The following is a 16,983-nucleotide window of genomic DNA, read 5'->3' as shown; positions in this document are numbered from 1 at the left end:
GACGAACGGCCGGCTTGTCTCGGCGGTCGCCCTTCGACTACGACCGCGGCATGAAGATCTACGACTCCTTCGGCCCGAACCCGCGCGCGCTCCGCTTCTTCCTCCTCGAGAAGGGCATCGCGCTGCCGAAGGAGGACGTGAACCTGCTCGGCATGGAGAATCGCCAGGCGCCGTACACCGACAGGAACCCCGGCGGCCAGATACCGGCGCTCGAGATGGCGAACGGCCGCGTCATCGGCGAAACCGTCGCCATCTTCGAGTACCTCGAGGAGACGCACCCGACGCCGCCGCTCGTCGGCACCACGCCCGAGGAGCGCGCCGAGACGCGCTGCTGGCAGCGCCGCGTCGAGCTCAGGATCACCGAGCATCTCTACAACGGCTTCCGCTTCGCCGAGGGCCTCGAGATCTTCAAGCCGCGGCTGCGCGTCCTGCCCGAGGCCGCCGACGGCCTCAAGGCGACGGCGCGCGACAACCTGGCGTGGCTCGACCCGCTGCTCGCCGGCAAGCCGTTCGTCGCAGGCGACCGCTTCACCATCGCCGACATCATCCTCTACTGCGCACTCGACTTCGGCCGCGGCGTGGGCCAGCCGTTCGATCCGTCGCTCGCCAACGTCGCCGCGTGGTTCGCGCGCGTCGGCGCGCGGCCCGCGGCCGCGGCGAGTCTGCACCCGATGGCGGAGGCGATCGGCTCGGCGGGCTGACGTCGGCGCGCGCCGCGCGCATCCGCAGCCTACCGGCTTCGATCCTTAGAAATCCGGCGCGCGCGTGCTACACGCGGCGCATGAAGCCGTTCGCGAAGCCGCCGCCGAACGAGAACGGATTCGCCGCCATGCCGCCCCTCTCCGCGGCGGAGCGGAAGCGGAAACGCGAGCTGCTCACCCGCCCGACGAAGCCGGTCCGCATCCGACGCGGGACCACCGTCGCCGACCTGGTCACGCAGTACGCCGACGCCAGCATCCAGGCCCGCAACCTCGGGAGCGTCGCCCGGGTGATGGAGAAGATGCTCACCGATCCGAAGCGGCCGACCGTCTATCTCGGACTGGCCGGCCCGCTGATCGCGGCCGGGCTGCGGCAGGTGATCCGCGACCTCGTCGCCAGCGGCTGCGTCGACGTCGTGGTCTCGACCGGCGCCATCCTCTATCAGGACCTGTATCAGGCGCGCGGCGGTACGCACTGGCGCGGCACCCCCGACGCCGACGACGCGACGCTGCACGGGCTGCGCGTCGACCGCATCTACGACACCTACGTCGACGAGGAGCTCTTCTGGGAGTTCGACTCGTGGTGCGGTCGCATCGCCGACGAGATGCCCGAGGGCGCATACTCGTCGCGCGCATATCTGGCCGAGCTCGCGAAGCGGCTCGACGACCCCGAGTCGATCCTCGTCACCTGCCGCAAGCGCGGCGTGCCGGTCTTCAGCCCCGCCCTGAACGACTCGTCCATCGGCATCGGCCTCACCGAGCACCGCCTGCGCATGCGCCGTCAGGGCCGCGCGGGCATACGCATCGACTCCATCGCCGACAACCACGAGATCGTGCAGACGATGGTCCGCTCGCGTGCGACCGCCGCGGTCTACGTCGCGGGCGGCGTGCCGAAGAACTGGATCAACGACGGCGTGGTGATGAGCTATCTCTTCGGCCGCGAGCGCGGCCACGACTACGCCGTCCAGGTGACGGCCGACGCGCCGCACTGGGGCGGGCTCTCCGGCTCGACGCTCGACGAGGCGAAGTCGTGGGGCAAGGTCGGGGAGCACGCCGCGACGGCGATGTGCTTCGTCGAGCCGTCGGTGTCCCTACCGCTGGTCGCCGGCTACGTGCTCCAGAAGCGCCTCGGGACGAAGCGCCCGCGGCTGCGCTGGACGTGGGACGGCGAAGAGCTGGTCGGGCTCGAGACGCGCACGCGCGGACGCTGAGGCGGAGCCGCGGCCGGCCGAGCCGATCAGGGACAGGTGATCGGCTCGCTCGCCTCGGCGACGGCATCGTTCTGCGGGTTCACGATCTGCGCGAGGACCGCGCCCGCGTCGAGCGGCGGCGGCACCGGGCAGACGCACGTGTCCATGAACGGAAACGGCGGCGTCGCCACGAACGTCGTCGCCGCCGGCTGACCCGGCTTGCGCTCGCAGCACGAGAGATCGAAGGCGCAGAGGGCGCACGGGGTACGCGTCCACGACCCGCAGGTGAGCTCGCCGCCGAGCGTCTGGAGGAAGTTCACGCGCAGCGCCCAGCCCTCCGGCGCCGACGCTTCGCCCGACGCGGTCTCGCGGAAGCGAACGCCGGGCGGGCAGTCGGGGCAGCAGGTGCATGCCTGCGACGGGCAGCCGACGCTCGTCAGCGCGACGCGCGCGCCGCACGCCGGCTCGCCGGGGAGATCCGGATAGGCGTCGCACGCGGCGTCGCAGCGGTCGACGCCGAGGCAGGTGGCACACGACCGCTTCGTCACCTCGCCGGGACGGAAGCACATGTCGGTGCACGAGTAGACGCGGTCCGTCGCCAGCGACGCCTTGTCGTCGCGCTCGAGGCCCGGCGCGTGCCAGTCGCCGAGACCCATGTGCAGCAGCTCGTGGAAGAAGGACCATCGCGCCGTTCGCACACGCCCCTTCGCCGGTGAAGAACCGGGGCCCGAGGTTGATGCCGAAGGGCGCCGGCAGGACGCCGCGGGTCAGCGCGGCGACGATGTCCACCTGCGCGCACGAGCTGGTCGCGCAGCAGCGGAAGGTGACGCCGTTCTTCAGCACCTTTCCCGCGATCGACTTGCCGACCGAGTCCATGCCGAGGCGCTTCAGGCAGGCGAGCCCGGTGCCGAGCGCGTCGACCATCGTGGCCTCCGCCTCGCCCACCTCGTCCGTGGTGCAGTTCTCGCCGCCGACGAGCGCCCGGTCGACGCCGGCGCCCACCTCCTGGAAGAGCGGCGCGGCGAAGCCGATCGGGGCCTTCCCGGGCTCGGCGATCTCCACCTCGACGCCGTCGGAGGCGACCTGGGTCATGGTCACCGTGCGCTCGGCCGTGCCGTCGTCGTCGAGATACACACGGACCGTGGCCGCACGGGACGCGCGCGCGTGGCGTCGATCGCCAGCTCCGGCGTCTGGTCGCCGCCCCGGTCGGCGACCATGCTGGTGGCGTCGCCGTCGTGCACCCAGCGCACCAGCGTCGCCCCGCCGCGCACGATCGCGTCGGTGCCGCCGGTGGGCGTCGTGGTGCGCACGAAGCGCAACGTGCCGTCGGGGCTGAGCGGCACGTCGGTCGCGCCGCCGGCGACGAGGTCGTGGACGGCGAGCAGCAGGGCGATGGAGAGCTCGTCGTCGGCCGCGCCGAGATCGCAGGTCTCGCCGCCGGCGGTGTCGGCGTAGCCGTCGCCGCAGGCCGAGCGCGTCGCCGCGAAGGCGAGCGCGGGCGTCCTCCGCGCCTTCACCTTGCCGCGGAGCGTGCCGCAGTCGGGAGCGGCGAGAGTCCCCTTCAGGACGACGCGCGTCCGCTCGCCGCAGCTGCGCCAGCGCGCCGCGACGCGGGTCGCGCGCTTCGCGGCCTTCACCCGCGCCTTCGCCGTTCCGCAGCTGCCGTCGAGCGTGATCGTCTTGGCGGCGAGCGCGATGCCCTGACGGCCGGCCGCGGCCGGCGCCAGGATCGCGGTGCCTTCCGGAAGGAGGAAGCGACCGTCGGGACAGGCGGCGGGCTTCGCCAGGGCCGGGGCGGTCGAGAGGGCGACGAGGACGACGGCAAGCACGCGGGATGCGGAGCGGCAGGCTACAGACGACGACCCACCCTTCCAACCGCTCGCCCTGCCGGCGGACGACGCGGAGGCCTCCGCCGCGCATCGCCCACGCCCGGGCATCACCGGAACGAACGCCGTCCGGGCGCCGGGTGCGTTCCGGTCGAACCGGCGCGGGTCGCCGTGCTATGGGCGCTCCGCCCATGACGGCTCGGCGACGCCTCCTCCGTCTCGCCCCGCTGGTGGCGGCGGGGTTCACGCTCGGGATCGCGATCCCGCGCGCGGCGCAGGTGGCGCACGTCCATGCGGGTGGGCAGCGGGCGCACGTCCATCTGGGCGGCGACGCGCACGACCACGGCGCGCCGCTCCGGCGCGCGTCTCATCACCACGACCACTCGCACGCCGGCGCCGGCCACCATCACCACCACGGCGACCACGACCATGGGCACGGCGCGGCGGGCGCCCACGCCCTCGTCGTCCCGCACGACGCCGCCCACGTCCACTGGCAGGCCCCGTTCCAGCGCGCGGTTCCCGCCGCGCTCCCGCCCGTCGTCGTCCTCGCCACCGCCGGCTCGACGCCGGCGACAGCCGCGCCGCGCGTGCCCGAGCGCGTGCGGCCGAGCTCGCGCTCCCGCGGTCCGCCGCGCGCCTGACGCGTCCCACCCACCGGTTTCTCCGCTCCAGTCCGTACGAGCGACGCGGCCGCGCGTATGCGTGCGTCGTCCCGTGTGCGCCGTCGCGTCCGAGGGGAACGTCCATCATGCGCACGAGAGGATCGCGCGCGCTCGCCGTCGCCGTGTGGCTGCTGGCGACGATCGCGCGCGCCCAGGAAGCACCGGAGCCCGAGTCGCCGCCCGGCGACGTGCTCGACTCGCCCGTCGTCGAGGAGCGCGACGAGCCCACCGCGGGCGCCGAAGCCGGCATCCGCCTGCCCGAGGTCGTGGTACAGGCGCGGCCGCCCGTGTCGGCCGCGTCGTCCGACGACATCGCCTACGAGACCTTCGAGCTGCGTCCGCACACGACGCTCCAGGAGGTGATGAACAACGTCCCGGGCCTGATCGTCCGGCAGCACCAGGGCGGCGGCAAGGCGACGCAGTATCTGATCCGCGGCTTCGACGCCGACCACGGCACCGACTTCCTCGTCACCGTCGACAAGCTGCCCGTGAACCTCGTCTCGCACGGCCACGGACAGGGCTACGCCGACCTCAACTTCGTCATCCCCGAGACGATCGAGACGCTCCAGCTCCGCAAGGGAACCTACTTCCCCGAGCTCGGCGACTTCGCCAACGCAGGCGCGCTCAACCTGGTCACCAAGTCGGCCTTTGCGGAGGACTTCGCGCTCGCCGAAGGCGGCAGCTTCGACCGCATGCGATTCGTCGCGGGCGTCTCGCCGAAGTTCGGCGAGGTGCAGACGCTCTTCGCGGCGCAGGCCTACTACTCGAACGGCCCGTTCATCCACCCCGAGCACTTCGCGCGCTACAACGCGTACGGGAAGCTCACGGCCACGCCGCACGAGAACGCGGTGCTGTCCCTCGCGGGCACCTTCTACCAGGCCGACTGGGACGCGTCGGGGCAGATCCCGCAGCGCCTCGTCTCCGACGGACGGCTCGACCGCTTCGGCTCGCTCGATCCCACCGAAGGCGGCCGCACCGACCGCGAGAACCTCGACCTGCACTACGACTGGGAGCCCACCGCGGATCAGACGATCTCGCTCCAGGGCTGGGCCAGCCGCTACAAGCTGAAGCTCTGGTCGAACTTCACGTTCTACCAGGACACCATCTTCCCGGGCCCCGACGGCGACATCCCGCGCTTCCACGAGGGCGCCGGCGGGCGCGTGTTCGACGCCTTCCAGAGCGGCCCGCCGCGCCCCGGCCAGCGCGCCGTGCCCGGCGACGGCATCGAGCAGAACGACGCGCGCTGGCTCTACGGGTTCAACGGCAGCTGGGCGAAGCGCTGGGAGCTGCTGCACCTGCCCCTGACGACGACGCTCGGCTTCCAGACCCGCACCGACGACATCGACGTCGCCGTGCACCGCCAGGTGCAGCGCGACCGCTTCTTCACCGTCAGCAAGACGAACATCGTCGAGGGCTCGTACGGCTTCTACCTCACGCAGAGCATCGTCTTCACCGACTGGCTGCGCTTCGAGGGCGGGCTCCGCGGCGACTGGTTCACGTTCGACGTGAGGAACCGCCTGCCCTCGAACCAGGGCACGGATCCCGACTTCGAGGCCGTGCCGCTCGGCGGCTACGCCGACCAGGGCATCGTCAGCCCGAAGGCGAACCTCGTCCTGACGCCCGAGCCGAACACCGACGTCTACCTGAACTTCGGCAACGGCTTTCACTCGAACGACGCCCGCGCCGTGATCCAGGCCCAGATGGCCGGCGACGACGACTTCAAGCCGCTCGTGCAGTCGGTCGGCTACGAGATCGGCACGCGCACGCGCCAGTGGGACGATCGCCTCTCCGCGTCCGCGGCGCTGTGGCTCATCGACCTCGAGAGCGAGGTCGTGTTCTGCGGCGACTGCGGCTTCATCGAAGGTCCGCAGACCGGCACGAGCTTCGGCGTGCAGGGCCCGACGCGGCGCTGGGGCGTCGACTTCGAGACCCGGTTCCGGATCACCGACTGGCTGTTCGCCGACTACGACCTCTCGTGGGCCGACCCGCGCTACAAGGACGGTCTCGCGATTCCGATCGCTCCCACCCTGTTCATGAACGGCGGCCTCACCGCGGAGCTCGCCGACGGCTTCTCGGCGGCGTTCCGCATCCGCTACCTCGACGACCGTCCCGCCAACGAGAACCGCACCATCGTCGCGCCCGGCTACGTCCTGATGGATCTCTTTCTCAAGTACCGCTGGCGCAACGTCGAGCTCGGCCTCGACCTCCTGAACCTCGGCAACTTCGATTGGCAGGAGGCGGTCTTCGCGGACACTTCGTGCGTCGCGAGCGAGGTCCGGGGCGGCCGCTGCGGCAATCCACGAGGCCCGATCGACGACATCCACTTCACCCCCGGCGATCCCTTTGGTGTACGCGGCCGGGTGATCGTGTACTTCTAGCCGGATGCACCTCTCGCTGTTCGAGCTCTGGACGGTCATGGGTCCGTTCGCCAAGGGCGTGGTCCTGCTGCTGCTCGGCATGTCGATCGCCTCGCTGGCGACGGCGGTCGAGCGCTGGATGGCGATCCGCGCCGCCGCCCAGGACCTCGGCCGGTTCGAGCCCGAGTGGCGCGCGGTGCTGACGGCGCCCATCAGCGCCGAGGCGCGCCGCGAGGCCTACGACCGCAGCGTCCGGCGTACGATCATCGCGACCGGCTCGAGCCTCAAGAAGGGTCTCAGCGTGCTCGCGACGGTCGGCGCGACGGCGCCGTTCGTCGGGCTCGTCGGCACCGTCATGGGCATCGTCAACGCCTTCCAGCAGATCGCGACCTCCGAGGCGGGCGGCGTGGGCAAGGTGTCGGCCGGTATCGCCGAGGCGCTCGTCACCACGGCGATCGGCATCGGCGTCGCCATCCCGGCCGTATGGCTGTTCAACGCGCTCACGCAGCGCATCGCCCGCCTCCTCACCGAGCTCGAGGTCCGGGCGCAGGACATCGCCGTCACCCAGCTGCGCGGAGAAGGTGCATGACCTTCGACGACGGCTCGGGCGGCGACGATCTCCGCTCCGACATCAACGTGACGCCGCTCGTCGACGTCATGCTGGTGCTGCTCGTGATCTTCATGGTGGTGACGCCGCTGCTGCGCGTGCAGGTGCCGATCGACCTGCCGCTCGCGAAGCAGGCCGAAGACGCGAACCAGGTCCCCGATCAGGTGACGCTGTCGGCCACCACCGACGGCGTCGTGCGCGTCAACGGCGAGATCGTCGAGCGGGACGCGCTCGAGGAGAAGCTGCGCCAGCTCTACGCCACGCGCACCGAGAAGGTGATCTTCCTCGAGGCCGATCGCGCGCTGCCGTATGCGACCGTCGTCGAGCTGATGGACACCTGTCGCGCCGCCGGCGTCGAGCGCATCGGCGTGCTCACGCAGAAGAAGCCCGACGAGGGCTGACGGCGGCAGGGACGGCGCGCCGCCGGTGCCGGTCCGGGGCCGGAGCCCCGGACCGCGACGGTCAGCGTGTGTAGACGGTCTGGCGGCTGCGCCCCCCGCCGATGACCTGGACTGTGCGGTTCCACTCGCCGGCGGCCGGGCGCTGGGAGCCGGTCAGCGCGTATGGCCGCTCGGCGGCCTGCTTCTGGATCGAGGGCGGCAGGCGCGGGTCGCGCATGGGGATGGGGCCTTTGTCCGCCGACGCGGGGATCGCGAGGGCGAGGAGACCGAAGATGGCGAGCATCGAGGTCTTCATGATTGCTCTCCTTTCGAAACCGGGTCCGCTACCCGTCTGACGTCCAGGGTGTCGGATCCGTTCGACGCGTCGAGCCCCGCAGGGCTACGCCCGCTGCCCAACCGCCGGGCAGCGGGCGCTCGCGCCACGGGCACGTGGAGCATCCGCGCGCGCGCCGGATCGCGACCTTGGCGGGCGCCGGCACGGGCATGGGCGTTGCTCTCGGGGACGTGCTCCGCTCGTGGCTCCTCGTCCTCGCGCTGGCGCTCGCAGCCTGCGGACCGGTGCGGTCGCGGGCCACCGAGGCGCGGCTCGACGTCGCGGACGCCGCGCGCGCGGCACGGCTGTCCGCCGCCGCCGCGAGCCTGCTGCGGAGCCTGCCGCAGGGAGGGCGCACCACGGTCGTGCTGTCGCGACGCCCCGGCCTCGGCGCCTGGGCCCGACGCTCGGGCCGCATCGAGGTGACGCCCGCGCTGGTCGACCTGCTCGACGACGACGAGCTGGCCGCAGCCGTGGCCCACGAGCTGGGCCACCTCGTCGCCGGCGGTCACGTCGACGCGGCCGCCGCCCTCGCGGGCGCCGGAGACGCGGCCGGCGAGGAGCGCGCCGACGCCGTCGGCTGCCGCCTCCTCGCCGCCAGCGGTCGTCCCACCGGGGCGCTCCCGCGCCTGCTGCGACGCCTCGGCCCGGCGCTGGGCGAGTGCGACTTCGCGGCGCGCGCCGCCACCGCCGAAGCCGGGGCCTGCGCAACGCCATAGCCGAGCGAAAAAAGTCCAGGTGTGTCCGGCTGTATCCGGCTTGCCTGCTCCAGGGCCGGCCCCGTACAGAAACGGGGAAGCGCATGACGGCGACAGCTCCCGCGATCGGGCGTCCGACGGCCTGGGCGTGCTCGACCTTCGGGCACGCGCTGCTCCTGGCGCTTCTGCTGCTGTGGCCGCTCGCCGCGCCGGTGCCGATCACGAAGCCGGTGACGCTGATGCCGCTGGCGTTCGTCTCCCGTCCCGGCGGCGGCGGAGGCGGCGCGATTCCCGGACCGCCCTCGCCGCCCCAGGGGCCGCCCGCGCCCGCGGTCGCGCCGGCACCGCCGCCGAAGCCCGAGGCGGTCGTGAAGCCGGTGCCGGTGCCAAAGCCGGCTCCGGTGGTGGCCGCGAAGCCGAAGCCCAGGCCGATGCTCGAGCCGTCTGCGCGGCCGAGCGCCGCCCCGCCGACGACCGCAGCGAGCGGCGACGGCGCGGCCGGCAGCACCGGCACCGCGGGCGGCAGCGGTGGCGGCGGGGCCGGAACCGGGAACGGCACGGGCGGCGACGGCGGCAGCGGCGCACGGCCGGCCTACGGCGTGAACCCGAAGCCGCCCTATCCGATCGCAGCGCGACGGCTCGGGCAGCAGGGCGTCGTGCTGCTCCAGGTGCGCGTCCGCCCCGACGGCTCGCCGGCGGACGTGCGCGTGCAGCGTTCGTCGGGCCACGAGCTCCTCGACGAGGCGGCCGCGAGCACCGTGCGCACGCGCTGGAAGTTCATCCCGGCCCGGCGCGGCGACGAGCCGGTCGAGAGCACCGTCACGTTCCCCATCCGCTTCGATCTGAAGGCGGGCTGACACCGGAACGACGCGGGCGACGTCGCTCTTCGCCGACGAGCCGGAGCACGTTCGAGCCTGCGCCCACGGCATCGCCGCCGCGGCGGTGGGCGGCGCGTCCGCGACGCACGGGAGCGCGGCTCAGGGCTGCTCGGCCCACGCCGCCGTCACGTGCGCGAGCCACCACGGCGGCGCCGCCTCGAGCAGCGTCGCCATGTTGCTGTAGTCGCTCCAGCGCGTGATCCGGCCGTGCGCGACCTCCTGCACCGAGACGAACGGCAGCGAGACGACGTGGTCCTCGGCGAACACCCAGTCCTCGGTGTGCTCGGTGACCACGCAGCTGGCGTCGGCGACCACACGGTGGACGTGCTCGGTGTGGCGCAGCACGCGCGCGAAGCCGATCTCGAGCTTGCGCACGATCGCCGCCGGCCCCACCACCTTCGCGGCCGGAATCGGCACGTCGTCGTAGACGGCGTCGTCAGTGAAGTAGGCGCCGAGCGCAGCGAAGCGATGCGCGTAGAGGTCGGTCCAGAAGCGACGGACGAGGGCGGCGTTGGCGTCGGCGGGCGTCATGCGGGGACCGTAGATCCCGGCGGCGTCCGCGGTCAACGCGCGCGGCCTACTGGAGCACGGTCCCGGCGAGCCGGAACCAGAGCGTGCGCTTCCCGCCGCATGCGACGCAGGTGAGGTCGGCGGTGCGCAGCGTGACGCCGTCGACCTCGCGTGCCGCGTGCTGGTCGAGACGCATCGCCTCGCCGCACGTCGTGCACTCGACGCGCTCGGCGATGACGTCGATCTGCGCCGGCGATTCCACCTCGCGCGGCCGCTCCGGGCTGCCGCCGGGCTCGACTTCGGCGAGACGGGCCCGCTCGCGGGCGAGCTTGGCTTCCTCGCGCGCGAGTGCGCGCCGCCCTGGACGGGACCGCGTGGCCATGGGCGGATCGTAGCCCGAGTCGTGCATATCGGCGACCCTCGATTTCGTACCAACGGACAGTTGCGGAGGAGCGGTACACGCTGCTACTCGACCCCGTCCCACACGCGGCCGTTCCGCAAAATCTGCCCGTACAAGGAGTCCACGCGGCATGTTCCACAAGTGTCTCGTCGCGCTGGCGACGTTCGCCAGCCTGTTCGTCGTCGGGTCCGCCCGCGCCCTCACCACCCCGAAGCTGACCCTCGTCGTCCCGAAGAAGGGCGACGCCAGCCTGCGCTGGAACTTCCGCGGCAACGACCGCAAGGACGCGGTCACGGTCGAGATCCAGCACACCCTGAACGACGGCGGCTGGACGCCCTGGCGCAGCATCGGCGGCGCCAAGCGCAAGCAGACCGTCGCCGTGGGGACGCTGGCGTCCGGCACCCACGCCTGGCGGGCACGGGCCGTCGACTCGGACGAGACCACCGCCTGGAGCGCGAACGTCGGGCTCACCGTCGCCGCCCCGCCGGCCGCGCCGGGTCCGGACGATCCGCCGCTCGCCGCCGGCGAGAGCGAGTGCCCGTCCGGCTGGGTCGCCGAGGTACTGCGCCTCGCCAACGAGGAGCGCCGCAGCGCCGGCGTCGCGGCGCTGGCGAATCATCCCGCCCTCGCCAAGGCCGCCCGCCGGCGCGCCATCGACATGGCCGCGTCCGGCAAGCTCAGTCACGACGGGTGGACGACGATCATCCGTCTCTTCGGCTACCTGGGCGGCCTGCTCGGCGAGAACATCGCCTCCGGCTACGCCTCGCCGGCGGCGGTGATGTCGGGCTGGATGGGCAGCAGCGGCCACCGCGCGAACCTCCTGCGCAGCGGCTACCGCGACAGCGGGATCGGCTGCGTCCTCGATGCGCGCCGCCGCCCATGGTGGGCGCACGACTTCGGCGGCTGAGCGCCGCGATCGGCCGGGGCGCGCCCGACGCGCGCCCCGGCCGCCGGTGTCACTGCGAGCGCAGCGTCTTGCCCTTGCAGCGCCACGGGCCGACGGCGCCGGCGCGGTACTCCGCGCTCCCGCCGCCGATGAGGAGCGCCGTCTCGAGCGACAGCGACGCATCGCCGCCGGCGCAGGCCGCCGGGCGCGCGATCGTGGCCCGGCGCACGAGTACCTGCACCTTCACCGTCTCGACGCTCGGACGCCGACGGTGGAGCACGACCTTCACCCGCGCGCCGGCGGCGCTCGTGAAGATCGCCACCTTCTTCTTGCGACGCTTCGGATCGAGCGACCACGGCATCGCCGTGTCGCCGGACACGAGCTCGCCGCCGCCGCCGACGGCGTCGAGCAGGTCGGCGACCGAGAGCGTCGCCTCCTCGAGCGCGAAGCTCGTGGGCAGCGTGGTCGTGCCCTTCAGCCGCAGGATGCCGCGGCCGGCGCGATCGACCTTCGCCGCCCGCCCCCGCACGCTGAGCGCGGTCGGGACGACCGGATGGGGACCCGGCCCGGGGCCGGCGCTGCCGCAGAAGGTCACGGCGAAGCCCGTGAACGGCTGGCCGCCGGGCACGGTCGACGCCGCCGTACAGCCGAAGCCGCTCGCGATGTCGTCGTACTGCCATGCGTACGCGGCCTGACAGGCGGTCTTGAACGGGACGTAGTAGGGCGCGCCGCCGCCGGCCTGCTGCGCGGCCAGGAGCCACGACGTGTTCACCACCCCGGCCGCGGCCGAGTAGAGCGGCAGCCCGCCGGCCTCGTCGCTGGTGCAGGTGCCGAGGCCGCTCGTCGGCGGCGGCATGCAGAGATGGGCGACCTCGCTGCCGCCGTCGACGGGGAAGGTCGCGGTCTGGCAGGTGTAGCCGAGCGCGTCGCCGTAGTAGCTGCCGTCGCTCTGCGTGGTGCGATAGCCGCCGCACGGCGTGCCGTCCTGGCCGGCGCCGCAGGCGGAGGCCCCGCTCACCGCGTCCGCCCAGCGGTAGTCGTTGAAGCCCGGCGTCGTCGACTGCGGCGGGTGCGTGTAGAGGCAGACGCCCTGCCCCGGCGGCAGCGTGTACGACGATGCGAAGGTCGGCTGCACGAAGGAGGTCACCGGGGGGCAGTCGAGCTGCGAGAAGGCGGTGGGCGTGCCCTGGTTCGGCGACGCCTGCGCCGTGCCGTCGACCATGTTCTTGGCGCAGTAGAGGTCGAGGTACGTGACCGAGCCGTTGCTCGCGCCGCAGCTCCAGGTGTCCGGCAGCGTGTCGTTGCACTGGAGCGCCGCCGGCGGATCGGGACGCTGGCAGCGCGTGCAGGGGTCGAGGCAGCCGATGACGACGTCGTTCTCGATCACCTGGAGCGGCGCCGGGCACGACGCGTTCAGGTCCGCGGTGCAGCCGACGTCGTAGCAGGCGACGACGTCGGTCGACGGCGTTCCGGGCACGACCTGGCCGCCGCCGACGGGCGCGGCCACGGTCTCGACGTTGTAGCCGGCGGCGAGGCTGACGTCGTAGTTGATCGTCGCCGACGTGGACGTGACCTCGAACTGCGTCACCGGGTTCGTCGGCGAGCCGCCGCCGTTCGCGGCGCTGCAGTCGAGCAGCGCGCGGCCCGAGTTGTCGGTGTCGTAGCAGGCGCCGGTCGCGCAGGAGAGGCTCGGCGGGGACGTCGAGGTGTCGAGGGTACAGCCCGTGCGCGGCCAGAAGCTGCCCGACGTCCACGTCTGCGGCATGCAGAAGACGGCCGCGGTGCTGCACTTCCCGTCGCTCCCGCAGGCGGCGCCGCCGGGACAGTCGGCCGCGGTGCTGCACGTGCACGTCCCGTCCTGCGTGTCGCATGTGCCCGATGGGCAGGCGGCGTTGCTCGCACACGCGCCGGCGAGCGCCCAGTTGCCCGACTGGGGCGGATACGCCGACGGATCCTGCGTGCTGCGCTGGCCGATCCAGATCGGCTGCGTGCAGGCGTTCTGGAACGTGTACGTGTACTGCGTCGCCGGATCACACTGCGCCGCCGCCGACGCCGCGAAGCCGAACGCCATCCCCGAAACCATCACCGCACGCCACATGCTGGAGCATTGAACCAGCCACCTGGCCAGGTTCCAAGCAGCGCGCGGACGCGCCGGCGTCAGCCCGCGGGGGGCGGGCCGTCGGTCACCAGCTGGAGGGGCACCCCGGTCGTGCTCGGCAGGACGGCCGCGTCCGTGACGAGCAGCGTCGTGCCGGGGGTGACGAGCGGGGTCAGCGTCGTCAGGAAGGCGCCGGGAACGACGATGCGCTGCACCTCCGCCGGGTCGGCCGCGGCGGACGTCCCCGTGTAGCCGGGCACGGCCAGCGCCTTCCAGCGCATCGGCGCGCCCGCGGGATGGTCGAGGGCCTGAAAGACGTGCGTGCCGAGCGGCTGCTTCGCATCCCGGATCGTCACGCGGGCGCGTCCGACCTCGAACCCGCTGCGGTAGACGAGCAGCCGCTGGTCCGCGCCGCTCACGACGAGCGACACGGGGCCGTCCGCGCCTTCGACCGGCGTCCAACGGAAGGCCTGGTCGCCTTCGAGCCGGGGCGCCGGATCGAGGGTCGCGCCGTTCGCCGCGACCGGGGTGAGGAGCCCGGGATGGACCACGTCGCGCGGCGCCTCGCCCTCCTCCGCGATGACGACGGTCATACCCATCGGGCTCACCTCGAACAGCTTGCGTGCGAACGCCGAGGGCAGGTGCACGCAGCCGTGCGACGACGGATAGCCCGGCAGCCCGCCCGCATGCAGCGCGACGCCGCCCCAGGTGAGTCGCTCCTGATACGGCATGGGCGCGTCGTCGTAGGTCTTCGAGCGGTGATCCTCATCCTTCTGGAGGATCGTGAAGACGCCGGTGGGCGTCTCGTAGCCGGGCTTGCCCGTGCTCGCGGTGGCGACGCCGATGCGCACGCCGTTGCGGTACACGTACGCGCGCTGCTCGTTGAGGCTGACGATGACGAGCATCGGGCCGCGCGGCTCCGCGTCGCCGTCCCAGATCCATTCGCCCTGCGCGAGCGTCTTCGGATCGGTGCCGAGGGGCCTCGAGGTGGTCGCGCCCCAGAACGGCACCTTCGCCTCGACCGCCACCACCACCGCCGCACAGAGGACGAGCGCCCGCCCCCACCGCACACGCATCGCCATGGGCGCGACGCGCTACCATCGCGCCGGGACGCCGGCAACGCGGCCCCGCGACCTACAGACGGAAGCGGTCGCCGACGGTCGGGGGCCGCGGCCGCCGGTCGGGACCGACGACGGCCTCGACCTCGGCGAGAAACGCGACGAACTCTTCGAGCGAGCGCACGGGGGGATCGGGGCGCAGCGTGCGCTGATCCGGCACGTCGGCCACGAGGGCGTCAGCCGCGCCGCTGCCGGGCTTCGTCGAGGAGCCGCGCGAGGTCGTCACGCCGATCGAGTAGCGCGAAGTACTCCTCCAGCAAAGGCCCGTCGAGCGCCGGCAGGTGGAGGGTCATCAGGGCGACGATGTCGGCCTCGTCCTGGCGGCGGCGGGATGGATCGTTCACGAGGACCTGGAGCTTCAGTCCGATGAGGCCCTCGACGTCGACCACGGTGCACGAGCCGGATCGCGTCGAGGAAGGCGTTCGCCACGCCGAGGCCCTAGCACGTAGGCGGACCCGCGCGACATCGTGACCGGCTCTCGGAGCTCCTGCCCGGCTTCGGCGCGGCGCACGAGGTGGCCGATGCGCTGACGGCGGCGCCGCACGCGCCCGCTCGCAGCGCCGCATAGCGACGCCCCTGCGCGCGGCTTGCAGCCGGGCGACGTGCCGTGCTCGAAAGCGCCGACGCCATGCCCACGTCGTCCGACGCCGACCTCCCGCCCTACGAGCCGGCCCGGCTGCTCGGCGCGCCGTTCCCCGAGCGCGTCCGGCTCGTCTGCCGCACCTGGGCCTCGCAGGTCTTCCCGACGCCGCCGATCGTGATGGCGATGTACTGGGCGAAGTACCTCTTCTTCTACGCCGGCGGCTGGGCGTTCTTCGTCTCCTTCTCGGCCGGCTACCCGGGCTTCACCGCGCCGGGCGCCTGGGCGTTCACGGCGGTCGCATTCCAGAAGGCGATCCTGTGGTCGATCTTCTACGAGCTGATGGGCTTCGGCTGCGGCATGGGCCCGATGAACGCGCGCTTCAATCCGCCCTTCGGCGGCTTCCTGCACTTCCTGCGTCCCGGCACGACGAAGCTGCCGCTCTTCCCGGGCCTGCCGCTGGTCGGCGGCACGCGCCGCACCTGGCTCGACGTCGCGCTCTACGCCGCCAACCAGGCGCTGCTCCTGCGCGCGCTGCTCGCCCCCACGGTGACGCCCGATCTCATGTGGCCGAGCGTCGTCCTGATCCCGCTCCTCGGGATCACCGACAAGACGCTCTTCCTCGCCGCGCGCGCCGAGCACTACTGGGTGGCGCTCGTCTGCCTGACCGTGGCCTTCGCCGACGCCCTCTGGCTCTCCGCCTGCAAGGTCGTGTGGTGCGCGATCTGGTTCTGGGCGGCCACCTCGAAGGTCAACCACCACTTCCCGTCGGTCATCATGGTGATGATGAACAACGGCCCGTTCTTCCCGCGGTGGCTGAAGAAGCGGCTGTTCGTATCCTACCCCGACGACCTGCGACCGTCGCGCCTCGCCGGCGCGATGGCGCACGGCGGGACGGCGTTCGAGTACTTCATCCCCGTCGGACTGCTGCTCGCGAGCGGCGACCCGACGCTCACCGCGCTGATGCTGGTCGGGATGGCGTGCTTCCACGGCTTCATCGCCATCAACAACCCGAGCGGCATGCCGATCGAGTGGAACATCCTCATGATCTACGGCGCCATCTTCCTCTTCGGGGTGCATCCCGAGGCGGGGCTGCCGGCGGTGCTGTCGGCACCGTGGCTGTGCGCGTTCCTCGTCTTCTGGCTCGTCGCCGTGCCGACCTACGGCAACTTCGTGCCGCGCCACGTCTCGTTCCTGCTCTCGATGCGCTACTACGCCGGCAACTGGGCCTACAACATCTGGCTCGTGCGCAAGGGCAGCGCGGCGAAGCTCGGCAAGCTCGTGAAGGCGTCGGGCACCATGCGCGAGCAGCTCGAGAAGCTCCTCCCCGACCCGCAGGCAGCCGACGTCGCAATCGCGCTCTCGATGGCCCACCGCTTCATGCACCTGGAGGGCCGCCCGCTGCTCGAAGCGCTGCCGAAGGCGGTCGACGACATCGAGGACTACGAGTGGATGGAGGGCGAGGTGCTCGGCGGCATGGTGCTCGGCTGGAACTTCGGCGACGGCCACCTGAACGGCACGCAGCTGCTCGAAGCGGTGCAGGCGCAGTGCGGCTTCGAGCCGGGCGAGGTGCGGGTGGTGACGATCGAGTCGCAGCCGCTCTTCGGTCCCACGATGCAGTGGCAGGTGGTCGACGCCGCCACCGGCGTCGTCGCCCGCGGCGAGACCGCGATCGCGCCGATGCGCGACGTGTCGCCGTGGCCGTCCGGCCGCTTCGCCGAGGCGCTCGGGCGGTCGCGGTCGGCCGCGCGCGCCTGAGGC

Annotated in this window: 20 protein-coding genes; 11 read left to right on the top strand and 9 right to left on the bottom strand. The window is 72.7% G+C overall.

Translation table 11 applies throughout. The annotated features are described in order from the left end of the window. Positions 1-50: 50 nt before the first annotated feature. Both KIT14_09300 and KIT14_09295 read left to right on the top strand, forming a co-directional pair. Positions 51-701 (top strand): glutathione S-transferase family protein, encoded by a 651-nt coding sequence (locus KIT14_09300; GenBank protein ID MCW5890736.1) that lies wholly within the window; start codon positions 51-53, stop codon positions 699-701. 80 nt (positions 702-781) lie between these two features. Then, on the top strand, positions 782-1,909 hold the full coding sequence (locus tag KIT14_09295; GenBank protein ID MCW5890735.1) for a deoxyhypusine synthase family protein: 1,128 nt from the start codon (positions 782-784) through the stop codon (positions 1,907-1,909). 26 nt (positions 1,910-1,935) lie between these two features. On the opposite strand, the gene KIT14_09290 is transcribed toward KIT14_09295, so the two are convergent. Together KIT14_09290 and KIT14_09285 are read right to left on the bottom strand one after the other, a co-directional pair. Further along, the gene (locus KIT14_09290; protein ID MCW5890734.1) at positions 1,936-2,586 is read right to left on the bottom strand and encodes a hypothetical protein; all 651 of its coding nucleotides are present in this window, start codon (positions 2,584-2,586) and stop codon (positions 1,936-1,938) included. Positions 2,587-2,982: 396 nt separating this feature from the next. Next, complete coding sequence (locus KIT14_09285; GenBank protein ID MCW5890733.1) at positions 2,983-3,717, bottom strand: hypothetical protein; 735 nt, start codon at positions 3,715-3,717, stop codon at positions 2,983-2,985. Positions 3,718-3,905: 188 nt separating this feature from the next. Between KIT14_09285 and KIT14_09280 the strand changes: the two genes are divergently transcribed. From KIT14_09280 to KIT14_09265, 4 genes are all read left to right on the top strand, one after another. Continuing rightward, positions 3,906-4,355, top strand: a complete 450-nt coding sequence (locus KIT14_09280; GenBank protein ID MCW5890732.1) for a hypothetical protein — start codon at positions 3,906-3,908, stop codon at positions 4,353-4,355. A 107-nt stretch (positions 4,356-4,462) separates the two neighbouring features. Beyond that, positions 4,463-6,754 carry a TonB-dependent receptor gene (locus tag KIT14_09275; protein MCW5890731.1) on the top strand — a complete coding sequence of 764 codons (2,292 nt, stop codon included), beginning with the start codon at positions 4,463-4,465 and terminating at the stop codon, positions 6,752-6,754. 4 nt (positions 6,755-6,758) lie between these two features. Beyond that, on the top strand, positions 6,759-7,322 hold the full coding sequence (locus tag KIT14_09270; GenBank protein MCW5890730.1) for a MotA/TolQ/ExbB proton channel family protein: 564 nt from the start codon (positions 6,759-6,761) through the stop codon (positions 7,320-7,322). Further along, positions 7,319-7,741, top strand: coding sequence for a biopolymer transporter ExbD (locus tag KIT14_09265; protein MCW5890729.1), 423 nt, complete (start codon positions 7,319-7,321; stop codon positions 7,739-7,741). Before KIT14_09270 ends, KIT14_09265 begins: the two co-directional genes overlap by 4 nt. A 61-nt stretch (positions 7,742-7,802) precedes the next feature. Here the strand turns inward: KIT14_09265 and KIT14_09260 are convergent, their stop codons facing one another. Next, entirely contained in the window at positions 7,803-8,036 is a 234-nt protein-coding gene (locus tag KIT14_09260) for a hypothetical protein (GenBank protein MCW5890728.1), read from the bottom strand. A gap of 209 nt (positions 8,037-8,245) precedes the next feature. On the opposite strand from KIT14_09260, the gene KIT14_09255 reads away from it, so the two are divergent. Then, positions 8,246-8,773: a M48 family metalloprotease gene (locus KIT14_09255; protein ID MCW5890727.1), complete on the top strand. Its 528-nt coding sequence runs from the start codon at positions 8,246-8,248 to the stop codon at positions 8,771-8,773. A gap of 83 nt (positions 8,774-8,856) precedes the next feature. Further along, the gene (locus KIT14_09250) at positions 8,857-9,609 is read left to right on the top strand and encodes an energy transducer TonB (protein ID MCW5890726.1); all 753 of its coding nucleotides are present in this window, start codon (positions 8,857-8,859) and stop codon (positions 9,607-9,609) included. Positions 9,610-9,729: 120 nt separating this feature from the next. Here KIT14_09250 and KIT14_09245 read toward each other — a convergent pair whose 3' ends face one another. Together KIT14_09245 and KIT14_09240 are read right to left on the bottom strand one after the other, a co-directional pair. Continuing rightward, entirely contained in the window at positions 9,730-10,161 is a 432-nt protein-coding gene (locus tag KIT14_09245) for a nuclear transport factor 2 family protein (protein ID MCW5890725.1), read from the bottom strand. 46 nt (positions 10,162-10,207) lie between these two features. After that, entirely contained in the window at positions 10,208-10,522 is a 315-nt protein-coding gene (locus KIT14_09240; GenBank protein ID MCW5890724.1) for a hypothetical protein, read from the bottom strand. 148 nt (positions 10,523-10,670) lie between these two features. On the opposite strand from KIT14_09240, the gene KIT14_09235 reads away from it, so the two are divergent. Beyond that, positions 10,671-11,447 (top strand): CAP domain-containing protein, encoded by a 777-nt coding sequence (locus KIT14_09235; protein ID MCW5890723.1) that lies wholly within the window; start codon positions 10,671-10,673, stop codon positions 11,445-11,447. A gap of 49 nt (positions 11,448-11,496) precedes the next feature. Here KIT14_09235 and KIT14_09230 read toward each other — a convergent pair whose 3' ends face one another. Further along, on the bottom strand, positions 11,497-13,191 hold the full coding sequence (locus KIT14_09230) for a hypothetical protein (protein MCW5890722.1): 1,695 nt from the start codon (positions 13,189-13,191) through the stop codon (positions 11,497-11,499). On the opposite strand from KIT14_09230, the gene KIT14_09225 reads away from it, so the two are divergent. Continuing rightward, positions 13,151-13,537 (top strand): hypothetical protein, encoded by a 387-nt coding sequence (locus tag KIT14_09225; GenBank protein ID MCW5890721.1) that lies wholly within the window; start codon positions 13,151-13,153, stop codon positions 13,535-13,537. The genes KIT14_09230 and KIT14_09225 overlap by 41 nt on opposite strands. A gap of 46 nt (positions 13,538-13,583) precedes the next feature. On the opposite strand, the gene KIT14_09220 is transcribed toward KIT14_09225, so the two are convergent. The 3 genes from KIT14_09220 to KIT14_09210 are packed head-to-tail and all read right to left on the bottom strand — an operon-like array spanning position 13,584 to position 15,031. Continuing rightward, positions 13,584-14,606: a L,D-transpeptidase gene (locus tag KIT14_09220; protein ID MCW5890720.1), complete on the bottom strand. Its 1,023-nt coding sequence runs from the start codon at positions 14,604-14,606 to the stop codon at positions 13,584-13,586. A gap of 52 nt (positions 14,607-14,658) precedes the next feature. Further along, complete coding sequence (locus KIT14_09215; protein MCW5890719.1) at positions 14,659-14,811, bottom strand: hypothetical protein; 153 nt, start codon at positions 14,809-14,811, stop codon at positions 14,659-14,661. 7 nt (positions 14,812-14,818) lie between these two features. Continuing rightward, positions 14,819-15,031 (bottom strand): hypothetical protein, encoded by a 213-nt coding sequence (locus KIT14_09210; GenBank protein MCW5890718.1) that lies wholly within the window; start codon positions 15,029-15,031, stop codon positions 14,819-14,821. Between the two features lie 239 nt (positions 15,032-15,270). Here KIT14_09210 and KIT14_09205 point away from each other — a divergent pair, with 239 nt between their 5' ends. After that, positions 15,271-16,980, top strand: coding sequence for a DUF3556 domain-containing protein (locus tag KIT14_09205; protein MCW5890717.1), 1,710 nt, complete (start codon positions 15,271-15,273; stop codon positions 16,978-16,980). The last annotated feature ends 3 nt before the right edge of the window (positions 16,981-16,983 follow it).

The organism is bacterium, from assembly GCA_026129405.1.
Taxonomy (GTDB): domain Bacteria; phylum Desulfobacterota; class Binatia; order DP-6; family DP-6; genus JAHCID01.
This window is presented reverse-complemented; position numbering and strand designations above follow the sequence as displayed.

Bases quoted from the DNA above. Each gene is read 5' to 3' on its own strand.
- KIT14_09300 (MCW5890736.1), top strand. From the start codon at position 51: ATGAAGATCTACGACTCCTTCGGCCCGAACCCGCGCGCGCTCCGCTTC.
- KIT14_09295 (MCW5890735.1), top strand. From the start codon at position 782: ATGAAGCCGTTCGCGAAGCCGCCGCCGAACGAGAACGGATTCGCCGCC.
- KIT14_09280 (MCW5890732.1), top strand. From the start codon at position 3,906: ATGACGGCTCGGCGACGCCTCCTCCGTCTCGCCCCGCTGGTGGCGGCG.
- KIT14_09275 (MCW5890731.1), top strand. From the start codon at position 4,463: ATGCGCACGAGAGGATCGCGCGCGCTCGCCGTCGCCGTGTGGCTGCTG.
- KIT14_09270 (MCW5890730.1), top strand. From the start codon at position 6,759: ATGCACCTCTCGCTGTTCGAGCTCTGGACGGTCATGGGTCCGTTCGCC.
- KIT14_09265 (MCW5890729.1), top strand. From the start codon at position 7,319: ATGACCTTCGACGACGGCTCGGGCGGCGACGATCTCCGCTCCGACATC.
- KIT14_09260 (MCW5890728.1), bottom strand. From the start codon at position 8,036: ATGAAGACCTCGATGCTCGCCATCTTCGGTCTCCTCGCCCTCGCGATC.
- KIT14_09250 (MCW5890726.1), top strand. From the start codon at position 8,857: ATGACGGCGACAGCTCCCGCGATCGGGCGTCCGACGGCCTGGGCGTGC.
- KIT14_09245 (MCW5890725.1), bottom strand. From the start codon at position 10,161: ATGACGCCCGCCGACGCCAACGCCGCCCTCGTCCGTCGCTTCTGGACC.
- KIT14_09240 (MCW5890724.1), bottom strand. From the start codon at position 10,522: ATGGCCACGCGGTCCCGTCCAGGGCGGCGCGCACTCGCGCGCGAGGAA.
- KIT14_09235 (MCW5890723.1), top strand. From the start codon at position 10,671: ATGTTCCACAAGTGTCTCGTCGCGCTGGCGACGTTCGCCAGCCTGTTC.
- KIT14_09230 (MCW5890722.1), bottom strand. From the start codon at position 13,191: ATGCCGCAGACGTGGACGTCGGGCAGCTTCTGGCCGCGCACGGGCTGT.
- KIT14_09220 (MCW5890720.1), bottom strand. From the start codon at position 14,606: ATGGCGATGCGTGTGCGGTGGGGGCGGGCGCTCGTCCTCTGTGCGGCG.
- KIT14_09205 (MCW5890717.1), top strand. From the start codon at position 15,271: ATGCCCACGTCGTCCGACGCCGACCTCCCGCCCTACGAGCCGGCCCGG.